Source organism: Mesorhizobium sp. WSM4310, from assembly GCF_007003935.1.
Taxonomy (GTDB): domain Bacteria; phylum Pseudomonadota; class Alphaproteobacteria; order Rhizobiales; family Rhizobiaceae; genus Mesorhizobium.
Map to the genome: position 1 here is coordinate 207,494 of NZ_VFTA01000001.1, position 12,028 is coordinate 219,521.

At 63.7% G+C, this 12,028-nt stretch carries 9 protein-coding genes; 5 read left to right on the plus strand and 4 right to left on the minus strand.

All coding sequences use genetic code 11. The features are described from left to right. Positions 1-6 precede the first annotated feature (6 nt). Both mtnA and mtnK read right to left on the minus strand, forming a co-directional pair. Complete coding sequence (mtnA, locus tag FJV80_RS00985) at positions 7-1,101, minus strand: S-methyl-5-thioribose-1-phosphate isomerase (RefSeq protein WP_142875328.1); 1,095 nt, start codon at positions 1,099-1,101, stop codon at positions 7-9. Beyond that, entirely contained in the window at positions 1,098-2,369 is a 1,272-nt protein-coding gene (gene mtnK, locus FJV80_RS00990; protein WP_142875329.1) for an S-methyl-5-thioribose kinase, read from the minus strand. Before mtnK ends, mtnA begins: the two co-directional genes overlap by 4 nt. A gap of 137 nt (positions 2,370-2,506) precedes the next feature. Here mtnK and FJV80_RS00995 point away from each other — a divergent pair, with 137 nt between their 5' ends. From FJV80_RS00995 to FJV80_RS01005, 3 genes are all read left to right on the plus strand, one after another. Continuing rightward, positions 2,507-4,018: a sugar ABC transporter ATP-binding protein gene (locus FJV80_RS00995; RefSeq protein ID WP_142875330.1), complete on the plus strand. Its 1,512-nt coding sequence runs from the start codon at positions 2,507-2,509 to the stop codon at positions 4,016-4,018. Between the two features lie 81 nt (positions 4,019-4,099). Beyond that, complete coding sequence (locus tag FJV80_RS01000) at positions 4,100-5,095, plus strand: ABC transporter permease (protein WP_095791243.1); 996 nt, start codon at positions 4,100-4,102, stop codon at positions 5,093-5,095. Between the two features lie 45 nt (positions 5,096-5,140). Next, positions 5,141-6,193: a substrate-binding domain-containing protein gene (locus FJV80_RS01005; RefSeq protein WP_095786894.1), complete on the plus strand. Its 1,053-nt coding sequence runs from the start codon at positions 5,141-5,143 to the stop codon at positions 6,191-6,193. A 66-nt stretch (positions 6,194-6,259) separates the two neighbouring features. Here FJV80_RS01005 and FJV80_RS01010 read toward each other — a convergent pair whose 3' ends face one another. After that, positions 6,260-8,314 (minus strand): bifunctional aldolase/short-chain dehydrogenase, encoded by a 2,055-nt coding sequence (locus tag FJV80_RS01010; protein ID WP_142875331.1) that lies wholly within the window; start codon positions 8,312-8,314, stop codon positions 6,260-6,262. An 87-nt stretch (positions 8,315-8,401) separates the two neighbouring features. After that, complete coding sequence (locus FJV80_RS01015) at positions 8,402-9,367, minus strand: sugar-binding transcriptional regulator (protein WP_095771152.1); 966 nt, start codon at positions 9,365-9,367, stop codon at positions 8,402-8,404. 201 nt (positions 9,368-9,568) lie between these two features. On the opposite strand from FJV80_RS01015, the gene FJV80_RS01020 reads away from it, so the two are divergent. Next, positions 9,569-11,209 carry an acyl-CoA synthetase gene (locus FJV80_RS01020; RefSeq protein ID WP_142875332.1) on the plus strand — a complete coding sequence of 547 codons (1,641 nt, stop codon included), beginning with the start codon at positions 9,569-9,571 and terminating at the stop codon, positions 11,207-11,209. A gap of 184 nt (positions 11,210-11,393) precedes the next feature. After that, entirely contained in the window at positions 11,394-11,999 is a 606-nt protein-coding gene (locus tag FJV80_RS01025) for a TetR family transcriptional regulator (RefSeq protein WP_095771150.1), read from the plus strand. The last annotated feature ends 29 nt before the right edge of the window (positions 12,000-12,028 follow it).

Genomic DNA, 12,028 nt, shown 5'->3' on the forward strand with positions numbered 1-12,028 from the left:
GTCGGGCTATGCTCGTTCGGGGAACATCGCCTTCAGGCCGTCGCGCGAGGCCTTGGCGATGCCGCGTTCGGTGATCAGCCCGGTCACCAGTCGCGCAGGGGTCACGTCGAAGGCCGGGTTCGCGGCCGGCGTCGCGTCGGGCGAGATGCGCACCTGGGCGATCTCGCCGCTGTCGGTCTTACCCCAGACAAGCGAGACCTCGTCGGCTGAGCGCTGCTCGATCGGGATCTCCTCGAGCCCGTCATGCACCGTCCAGTCGATGGTCGGCGAGGGCAGCGCGACATAGAACGGTACGTCATTGTCGGCGGCGGCGAGCGCCTTCAGATAGGTGCCGATCTTGTTGCAGACATCGCCATCGGCGGTTGTGCGGTCGGTGCCGACGATGACCATGTCGATCGCGCCGCGCTGCATCAGATGGCCGCCGGCATTGTCGACGATCAGCGTGTGCGGCACGCCGTGGCCGGCCATCTCCCAGGCGGTAAGCTGGGCGCCCTGGTTGCGCGGCCGCGTTTCGTCGACATAGACATGGACCGAGATGCCGGCTTCGGTTGCCAGATAGATCGGCGCGGTGGCGGTGCCGTAGTCGACGGTCGCCAGCCAGCCGGCATTGCAATGGGTCAGGATATTGACCGTCTCGCCCGGCTGCTTGCGCGCCGCGATCGCCTGGATGACGGCAAGTCCGTTCTCGCCAATGGCGCGGTTCAGTCCGACATCCTCGTCGGCGATCTCGGCGGCGCGACGATAGGCGGCTGCGGCGCGTTGTTCCGTTGGCAGCGGCTTGAGGAAGCGCCGCATCTCGTCCAGCGCCCAGCGCAAATTGATCGCCGTCGGGCGCGTCTCGTGCAGCGTCTCCCACACGGCATCGAGCGCTGCGTCGGACGGATCATCCGCCATCTGCATGGCGACGCCGTAGGCCGCGGTGACGCCGATCAGCGGCGCGCCGCGCACCCACATGTCGCGGATGGCGGTGGCGATGCCGGCAACCGTGCCGATCGTTTCGATGCGGAAATCATGCGGCAGCCAGCGCTGGTCGATGATCTCGACCGAACGCCCGTCATCGCTCAGCCAGATGGTGCGGTAGTGGCGGTCGCCGACGTTCAAATGCTGCTCTCCTGTTCAATCAGCGCGGCCAGGGTGTTGACCTCGTCGATGCTGTGTATCTGGCGCCGGTTGACGGCGATGTGACGGCCGAATTTTAGCGCCTTTGCCTCACAACTGGCGCGAAGCTCTTCATCGGCAATGGTCTCGAAATCGGCATTGTGGGCGAGGCCGAGGATACGCCTGTGCACCTCGATGCCGGCAAAGCCGAGCAGGTCGGTCCAGATCTGGTGCAGCACATGGTCGAGCGCCTGTTCCGCACCCAGCCTGTCGCCCTGATCCTCGAACAGGCTTTTTTGATAGAGCATGCCGCTGCGCTCGGTGCGCCACAGATGCGAGAATTCGGCGCGGAACACCGCCCATGTCTCTGCGGTAACCCCGAGCAGATAGGCGCGCATGGCATCGCGCTTGCCCTTCTCCTCATGTCCACGCTGCGAGAAGAAGGACATCCAGAAATTGGCGAGCAGCATGCCGACATCGAAGGCCATCGGTCCGTAGAAGGCGAACTCCGGATCGATCATCCGGGTCTCCGTGTCGGTGACCATGATCGAGCCGGAATGCAGATCGCCATGCAGCAATGTCTCGGCATTGGCGGCGAAAATGTGCTTTAGCCGCTGCGCCTCGACCTTGAGGTCGCGATCGGCGCGCAGTTCGGCAACGACTCCGTCGAGCTGCGGCGTATGCCGATTCATCTTGGCGTCGAAATAGGGATCGGAGAACACCAGGTTCTCGGTGATGTCGCAGAGCTCGACATTGTCGGCGAACAGCGCCAGATCGGCCTTGCGATCCTTGGCCACCATCGACAGGTCGGAACCGCGAAACAGCGTGCGGGCCATGAACAGGCCGATATCCCTGGCAATGTTGGGAAGCTGGCGCCCGTCGATCAGGGCACGCCTGAGAATGACGTGTGGCGGCGCCAGATACTCCATGATGATCAGCGCCTGGCCTTCATCGAAATGATAGATCGCCGGCACCGAGCCCGGCGCGCGCGCCTCTTGCCTTGTCAGCGCGTGATACTCGAAGAAGGAACGTTTCAGCGGCAGCGGCCAGCTGTCGCCGACCAGGCGGACATAGGGCAGGGCCTGCTTGACCACGGCCGCGCCGCCGGCGCCCTCGACGATGAAGACGAGGTTGAGATTGCCGTCGCCGACCTCGCGTACCTTCCAGTGTATCGTGTCCCTGCCGATCTTGGCGCACAGCGCCGCGTTCGTGCCGAGGCGCGTTGCAAGCGTCTCCACCGACAGTGCTTCGAACGGCAATTTCCCGGTCATTCGTGTCCCTCCCGCCTGTGCGCTCCGATCATAAGGGAGCCTTGACGGCGGGGCCAAGCTAGGAAGCGACCTGGCAATTGTCAATCGTGTTGACAATTGCCGATGTAGCCCATAGCGTCATGGTCAGGGAGGAACGCATGGTCGGCAATGCCGTGTTCCGTGTAGAGGGACTGAGGAAATCCTTTGGCCGCAACGAGGTGCTTGGCGGCATCTCGCTCGAGCTGCGTTCCGGCGAGGTCACTGTGCTGATGGGCGCCAATGGCGCCGGCAAATCCACCCTCGTCAAGATCATCAGCGGCGTCTACGAGTGCGGCGGCGGTACGATGACCCTCGCGGACCAGGATTTTGCGCCGAACACGCCGGCGGAGGCGATCCGCGCCGGCGTCGTCACCGTGCACCAGAACATCAATGACGGTGTGGTCGCCGACCTCGACGTCGCCACAAACCTCACACTCGACAGGTTGAGCGGCAGGGGCGTGCCGACGCTGTTCAATCCGACCCGCGTGCGCCGCGAGGCCAAGGCCGTCGCCGACCGCATGGGGTTGGCCATCGATCTCAAGGCCCGCGTCAACGACCTTTCGCTGGCCGATCGCCAGATGGTGGCGATCGCGCGCGCCTTGGCGCATCAGCCGAAAGTGCTGATCCTCGACGAGCCGACGTCCTCGCTCTCCAGCGCCGAGGCCGACCGGCTGTTCGCGCTGGTCGACAGGCTGCGCGAGCAAGGCGTGGCGATCCTCTATATCTCGCACCGCATGTCCGACATCAGGCGGCTTGCCGATCGCATCGTCTCGATGCGTGACGGCATTATTTCGGGTGTCTTTGACACCAAGCCGCTCGACTATGAAGGCGCGGTCAATGCCATGCTCGGCCGCAAGATCCATCTCGACCAGATCGTTGCCAGGAGTTCCGCCAAACCGGTCCTGACGGTCGAAGGCCTGCGCTTCGGGCATGGGGCCAGGCCGATTTCGCTGACGCTTGGCGATGGCGAGGTCGTTGCCATCACCGGCCTCGTCGGCGTCGGCAAGACCGCGCTTGCCGAGACGCTGTTCGGCGTGCGCAAGCCGCTGGCCGGCACGATGACGATGAACGGCAAGCCCTATGCGCCGCGATCGGCGGGTGACGCGATCGCGGCCGGCGTGTTCCTCGTCGCCAAGGATCGCGCGACCAGCGGCATCGTCGGCGGCTTCAACATCGAGCGCAATGTCAGCCTGCCGTTCCTCAAGCGCATGTCGAATCTTGGTGTGCTCAAGCGCCGCCTCGAACGCGCCACCGCGCGCCGGCAGATCGAGGAACTCAGCATCGTCTGCCGTTCCGAGAAGGACGAGATGTCGGCATTGTCCGGCGGTAACCAGCAGAAGGTCATGGTCGCCCGCTGGATGGCGCAGAATGCAGCGCTGTTCATCCTCGACGAGCCCTTTCAGGGCGTCGACATCTCGGCCAGGCGCGACATCGCCGCCAAACTGAGGGCAAGCGCCAATGGCCGCGCGACGCTGTTGTTCGTCACCGAACTCGACGAGGCGCTGGAGACGGCCGACCGCATCCTGGTGATGTCGGAACACACGATCGTCGGTGAACACCGCAACGCCGAGGTCGATCTCGATCGCCTGCTGGCCGAGGTCGCCGGCGGGCCGCTGCATAGCGCCGCCTAAGCCGCGCGGCGGGTAGAATTGGAATGGAGAGACTATGGGTCCGAGTTGGATAAGAATGGCTGCGTCGCGCGGGTGGGCTGAATGACGCTGCGCGACTACGCCATCCGCTATGGGTTCATCGTCCTCTTGTTCGGGCTGGTCGCCTATTTCGCGATCGCCGCCGACGGGTTCGTCTCGCCGCAAAGTGCCGTCTTCATCTTCCAGTCGGTGGCCATCACCGGCGTGCTGGCGCTCGGCGTCACCGCCACGCTGGTCGTCGGCGGCTTCGACCTGTCGATCGGCTCGGTCGCCACATCGGCTATGATGGCGGCTGCCTATGTCATGGTGGTGCTCGAGCAGAACGCCGTCGTGGCGGTCGTCGTCTGCCTGCTGATCGGCGCCATTGTCGGCCTGATCAATGGCTGGCTGATCGTCTATATGCGCGTGCCCGATCTCTTGGCGACGCTCGGCATGATGTTCCTGCTGGTCGGCCTACAGCGCATCCCGACCGAAGGCCGCTCGATCGCCACCGGCATGACCATGCCAGACGGTTCGGTAGCCAATGGCAAGTTCGGCGACGCCTTCCTGGCGCTCGGCCGCCACCGCTTCGATTTCTTTATCCCGAACCTCATTCCGGTGTCGGTGGTGGTGCTGCTGGTTCTGGCCGTGCTGATCTGGTTCTTCCTCGAATACACCCGCTTCGGCCGCATGATGTATGCGGTCGGCTCCAATGAGCGCGCGGCCGAACTCGCTGGTGCGCCTGTCAAGGCATACAAGATCTGGGCCTACGTTATTTCAGGAGTTTTTGCCTCGATCGGCGGCATTTTGCTCGCCGCACGGCTTGGACGCGGCGACATCGCCTCGGGTAATAATCTGCTGCTCGATGCGGTTGCCGCGGCGCTGATCGGCTACGCGGTGCTCGGTGCCGCCAAGCCGAACGCCTTCGGCACCGCTGTTGGTGCGCTGTTCGTCGGCATCTTGCTGCAAGGCCTGACGATGATGAACGCGCCTTACTACACGCAGGATTTCGTCAAGGGCGTGGTTCTGGTCGTCGCCCTTGTCTTCACCTTTGCCCTCTCGGGCAGGGGCAGGGGGTAGTCTCGACCGGACAGGATTGGGTTCAACAAGAGTGGAGGAAAACAAGTGAACATCACGAGAAGACTTCTGGGGAAGGTGGCGCTCGGGCTGGCCGGCGCAACCATGCTGATGCAGGTCCCGGCTTTTGCCGCGGACAAGCCGGCCCCGTTCGACAAGCCCGGCGTCAAGATCGCGCTGGTGCGCTATCTCTCGACCGGTGACTTTTTCCAGGCCTATCTCTCGGGCGTCGAGGCGCAGTCCAAGGCGCTTGGCATCGACCTGCGCGTGCTCGACAGCCGCCAGGATGCCGCCCTTCAGTCCGACATGGTCGACCAGGCCATCGCGCTCGGCGTGCAGGGCATCATCATCCAGCACGGCCTGACGGAATCGATGAAGGATGCGGCCCAGCGCGCGGTCGACGCCGGCATCAAGGTCGTGGCCTTCGACGTCAATGTCGAAAACCCGAAGATCCCGCAGATCGAGCAGTCGGACAAAGACCTTGCCCGCCTCGCGCTCGAACAGGCGGTGAAGGACAATGGCGAGAGCTGGAATGCCGGCTATGTCTACGTCGCCGGTATCGCGCCGCTCGACCGCCGCAACGAGACCTGGGTCGACGTCAAGAAGAAATATGCGGGCGTCAAGGAAGTCGCGATGTTCGGCACGCTCGACAACCCGATCGCCAACTCGGTCGCCAACCAGGCGCGTTCGGTGCTGTCGGCTCATCCCGACATCAAGGTGATGTTCGCCCCCTATGACGAGTTCGCCAAGGGCGTGAAGATCGCCGTCGACGAAGCCGGCCTGAACAAGGGCATCAAGATCTATTCGGCCGATATCTCGACATCGGACATATCGGCGATGCGCGAGCCCGACAGCGCCTGGGCGGCGACCGCCGCCACCAACCCGGCCGTCGTCGGCCAAGTCTCGGTGCGCGCTCTGGCGCAGCTGCTCGCCGGTGAAGACCCTGGCCACAACGTCATCGTGCCGCCGACGCTGATCACCCAGAAAGAGCTGATCGACAAGGACATCAAGAACATGGAAGACCTGTCGGCCAAGCTGCCGCAGTTCGCCCATGCAGATGTCGCTATGCCGGCCTGGATGCCGAACCCGAACGCGAAGTAGGGGTCGTCGTAGCACATATGAAAAGGGCGGCCTGCGAGCCGCCCTTTTTGTTATCTGCCGGAAACCCTACCGCAGCGCCGCCGCGATGTTGCCCCCATCCACCGTCGTCACGTCGGCGGTGGTGCGTTCGGCCAGCGCGTGATGCAGGAAGGCCTGCGCCACATCCTGCGCCGTCACTTCCTGGCCAAGCAGATTGCCGGACATGTATTCCTTTTCCGATACGCCGCGCGCGCCGGAGCGGCTGGCGATCATGGCGTCGGTCAAAAGGCCGGAGCGGATGCGGTCGGCGTTGACGGCGTTCGAGCGGATGCCATGGGCGCCGTAGTCGAGCGCATATTGCCTGGACAGGAACAAAGTCGCCGCCTTCGGCACGCCATAGGCGCCGAATTTCGGACCGGGATTGACCGCCTGCTTGGAGGTGTTGAACAACAGCACACCGCCGGTGCCCTGTTCCAGCATGATGCGCACGGCGTTCTGCGCCACCGACTGGTGGGCGAAGAAATTGAGCTCGAAGCTCTTGCGCAGCAGCGCATCGTCGAGCTCGCCGATCCGGCCTTCCCAGGCCGCGCCCGCGTTGGAGACAAGGATGTCGACGCCGCCGAACACGGCCACAGCTTTGTCGAAGGCGGCGCGCACCTGGGCCGGGTCGGTGATGTCGGCGGCGACGCCGATCGAATTGTTGCCGGCTTTCTTGGCGGCATCGGCGGCCTTCTCGGCATCGAGATCGACGACGACGGCATGGGCGCCATTATCGGCGAACAGCTTTGCCGTCGCGGCGCCGATCGCGCCGGCGCCGCCGGTGATCAGCACCACCTGGCCGGTCAGCGGCTTCGGCTTGTTGGAGGCAAGCTTGGCCTGTTCGAGCGACCAGTATTCGAGCGGGAACAAATCGGCCTTGGACAGCGGATGGAAACGGCCGACGGCTTCGGCGCCGCGCACCGCCTCGATCCACATCTCGCCGACATCGGAGGCGATCCTGGCATCCTTCAGCGTGCGGCCGTGGCCGAACATGCCGAGCCCCGGCACCAGCGTCAGCCGCGGCATCGGGTCGAGCATGGTGCGCTTGACGTCGTCGAGTGCGTCATTGGTCTCGAAATAGGCCCGGTACTCCTTGGCGAAGGCGTCGACATGGCTCTTGATGACGGCCTTGTAGTCGCCGACCTTGTCGGCATCGGGCGCCGGCACCGCCATCGGCCCGGTCTTGATGCGGATCGACAGATCCGGTGTCGACACGCCGCGTCCGGCATAGTCGGCGATGGCGGCCGAATTGATGAAATCGACGATCCCGTCGGAGGTGCGGAAGTCAGAGATCATGCGGTCGAAGCGGCCTTCGCCGCGCGCCACCGCAACGGCGCCGCGCAGCATCGGCGCGATGGACGCCGGCGTCGCGAGCCTTGCCGGCAACGCCGCCTTGGCAGCCTTCGGCTTGGCGTTCCTGGCGACGTACTCCTCGGCGACGTTCACATAGTGGATCATCCGGTCATAGGCCTGTTTGGCATCGTTACCAAAGGTGAAGATGCCGTGCTTGTCGAGGATCAGTCCTTCCACCGTCGGGTCGGCATCGAAGACGTCGGCCGCCGCCTTGGCAAGGTCGAAGCCCGGCATGATGTAGGGCACGTAGCCCATCTTCTCGCCGAAGACCGTCTTTACCAGCGGCTTCGAGTCTTCCTGGTCGACGATGGCCAGGATAGCGGTCGAATGGGTGTGGTCGACGAATTTATGCGGCAGGAAGGCATGCAGCAGCGTCTCGACCGAGGGATTGGGCGAGGACGGATCGATGAGGTTTGCCCGCTGCAGCGCCACCATGTCCTCGTCCGCGAGCTTGTCCAGCGCGCGCGCCTTGAGCAGGGCGCCCATCTTGACCGCCGGCAGTCCCTGCGGCTCGATGACGGCCATGTCCCAGCCGCTGCCCTTGACGCACAGCACATCCCATTCATCGCCGACGAGGTCGGTCGCCTTGATCTTGCAGGACGTGTTGCCGCCGCCATGCAGGACCAGCTGCGGCACGCCGCCCAGCAGCCGCGTCGTGTAGACGCGCAGCGCGAGGTCGCGGCCGACGCCCTTCTTGGCATAGTCGGCGACGAGTTTCTCGGCCGTGTCGTCGTTCCACAAATTCTTCATGTTCGCTTCGTCCAGTTGCTGACTTGGGTGGTGAAACAGGAATGCCGCGACGCCTTGATGACAATGCGCCGGCGAAGGGTGCCTTTTTCAGGATGCTTTATGTGGTGTCGCTCCGGCATGATCGAGCAGCCGTTGCGCCATATGCGCGCCGACCACGAGATGCGTGCAAAGCCCGCCCGCAAGCGCCGCGAGCAATGGCTCGAACTTGCTGTCCTCCTGCACCACCATCAAGCGTTTTTCGATGGCGCGCAGCGAGCCGAGTTCAGCCGAAATGACCCGGCGGTTGTAGCTGCAGTCGAGTGCCTCGCCCCTGGCGTCGATGATCTGTCCGGCAATCACCCCGGCGGCGCCGATGCCGCGCAGCGCGGCCATTTCGTCCGGGTTGAGCGCGCCGCATTTGACGACATGGCTGTCTGCATCGACGGTGCCGACGGAGAAAAGCGCGAGATTGCAATCGCTGATGCCGGCCAGCTGTTCGCGGATCACCGGCTCGGCGCGCAACGCACGCGCCAGCTCTTCCGTCGACAGCACCAGCGGCGCATAGAAATTTAGCCCCTTGGCGTTGAGCCGGCGCGCGATTTCCATGGTGCACTGGTCGGGCCGATAGGAGTAGGGCGCGCCGAGATTGCCGCAGAGCTGCACCACCGTGACATCCTGCAGGTCGGCATAGGACATGATGTCGGCGATCGTATAGACGGTGCGGCCCCAGGCGACGCCGATGCGGTCGCCCTTCTTGACCAGTTCGAGAAAGACGCTCGCCGCCAGCACGGCGATATCAGTCGACGGGTCCGGGATATAGCCGTTCTCCGGCGCGATCCAGACCGCGTCGAGCTTCAAGGCATCCTCGAGCCTGCGCGCCATCACGTCATCGGTGAACAGCTGCGTCGAGGTCGAGATGTTGACGATGCCGGTCTCGCGCGCCTTGCGCAGATACATGGCCACCGAAGCACGCGAAATGTTAAGCTGGCTCGCAACCTGGTCCTGCCGCAGGCCATGCGCGTAGTAGAGCCAGGCGGCTTTGTGAATGAGTTGTTCTGCCGGTCGGATCGCCATGCCGTCTCCTCGGCTGACATTAGTCACGGCTCTCGACAAAAGTCAAATTGGCATGCGTGAGTGCGATCGCCTCTAAACAAAACGCATCCGGGATGGTCGTTCTACAAAGTCCGGACAGCATAGCATTTTCGACCATTCAGGGGGATGGCCTGACGAGAGCCCTAAGGTTAGAAAGCTCGAAAAGGACTTGGGGAGGACGGGATGGGCAATTCCTACGAACAGGATCTGGACAGGAACGCGGCCAACCACCAGCCTCTGACGCCGCTCACCTATCTGGAGCGCGCGGCAAAGACCTATCCCGACCACATCGCCATCATCCACGGCCGCCAGCGCATCAGCTACCGCGATTTCTGGCACCGCTCGCTGAAGCTCGCATCGGCGCTGCAAAAGCGCGGCATCGGCAAGGGCGACACGGTCACCGTGATGCTGTCCAACACGCCGCCGATGCTGGAGGCGCATTTCGGCGTGCCGATGACCAAGGCGGTGCTGCATTCGCTCAACACCCGCCTCGACGCCGCGGTCATCGCCTTCCAGCTCGACCATGCCGAGACCAAGGTGCTCATCGTCGACCGCGAATTCTCCGGCGTCGTCCGGCAGGCGCTCGATCTGGCCAAGGTCAAGCCGCTGGTCATCGACTATGACGATCCCGACTACGCCGCCGACGCCCCCTATCCGAAGGGCGAACGGATTGGCGGGCTCGACTATGAGGATTTTGTCACCGGCGGCGACGAGGATTTCGCCTGGTCGATGCCCGACGATGAATGGGACGCCATCTCGCTCAACTACACCTCGGGCACGACGGGCAATCCGAAGGGCGTCGTCTATCACCATCGCGGTGCCGCCCTGATGGCCTACACCAACACCATCCATGCCGGCATGGCCAAGCACGCCGTCTATCTCTGGACGCTGCCGATGTTCCACTGCAATGGCTGGTGCTTTCCGTGGACTCTGGCCGTCCAGGCCGGCACCCATGTCTGCCTGCGCTGGGTGCGGCCGAAGCCGATCTACGACGCCATCGCCGATCACGGCGTCACCCATCTCTGCGGCGCGCCGGTCGTCATGTCGGTGCTGATCAACGCCCGGGATGAGGACAAGCGCACGTTCGCGCAGACGGTGACCTTCAACACCGCGGCCGCGCCGCCGCCGGAAGCCGTGCTGTCGGGGATGGCCGATGCCGGCTTTGCCGTCACCCATCTCTATGGCCTGACCGAGACCTATGGCCCGGCCGTGGTCAACGAATGGCACGGCGAATGGGACGATCTCGCAAAGGGCGAGCGCAGCGCCAAGAAGGCAAGGCAGGGCGTGCGCTACGCCGCGCTCGAAGGCCTGACCGTCATGGACCCCGAAACGATGCAGGCGACGCCGGCCGACGGCGAGACCATCGGCGAGGTCATGTTCCGTGGCAACATCGTCATGAAGGGCTATCTCAAGAACCGCAAGGCCAGCGACGAGGCCTTCGCCGGCGGCTGGTTCCATTCCGGCGATCTCGGCGTCATGCATCCCGACGGCTACATCCAGCTCAAGGACCGCTCCAAGGACATCATCATCTCGGGCGGCGAGAACATTTCCTCGATCGAGGTCGAGGATGCGCTCTACAAACACCCGTCCGTCGCCTCCTGCGGCGTTGTGGCGCGCCATGACGACAAATGGGGCGAGGTGCCGGTCGCCTATGTCGAGCTGAAGCCCGGCAAGACGGCGAGCGAGGCCGAGATCATTGAGCACTGCCGTGCGCTGCTTGCCCGCTTCAAAGTGCCGAAAGCCGTGATTTTCGCCGAGATTCCAAAGACCTCGACCGGCAAGATCCAGAAATTCCGGCTCCGGGAAATGGCCAAACTCGCCTGAAAAGCGACTGCCTCTCAAAAAATATTTCGAGTTGCCCGCATCCTTGGGCCGCTTGGTGACGTCTGTTGGATGTCACCATCTGTCACGATCTTGAACGCGTACGTCGATTTCGCGTTGACATCCCACCTCCTTCAATTTACGACTGACGAAAATTGAAATTCGTCACTTGTCAAACGAAAGAACCATGTCCGAAGCCGCCAACATCATGGTCGATACCGCCAGACAGGAGAATGTGACCCGCATTCTCGACTGCGCCGAGCGCCTGTTCCGGCACTATGGCTACGGCAAGACCAATGTAGCCGACATTGCCCGCGAGCTTGGCATGTCGCCGGCCAACATCTACCGTTTCTTTGCCTCCAAGGTCGAAATCCACCAGGCGGTGTGCGGCCGGATGCTCGGCGCCAGCTACAAGATGGCTTACGAGATCATGCACCTGCCGATCGGCGCCGAGGAGCGGCTGCGGCGCTACATTCACGCCCAGTACAAGATGACGCTGGAGACCATGCTCGATGCGCAGAAGGTCCATGAGATGGTCATCGTCGCGCTTGAGCGCGATTGGGGCGTCATCGACAAGCACGTCGACAGCATCCACGATCTCTTCGCGGAAGTGATCCGCGAGGGTATCGAGGCCGGCGAGTTCGCCAAGCAGGACCCGGTGACCGCGTCACGCTGCTTCGGCGCCGCTACAATCATCCTTTGCCACCCGCAGATGGTGGCGCAGTGCCTTGCCAAGACCAACCGGGCAATGCCCGACGAACTTATCGACTACGCCATCAGAGCCTTGAAATAGCCGCCGGTCGCCGGTGTCGGCAGTCCGCC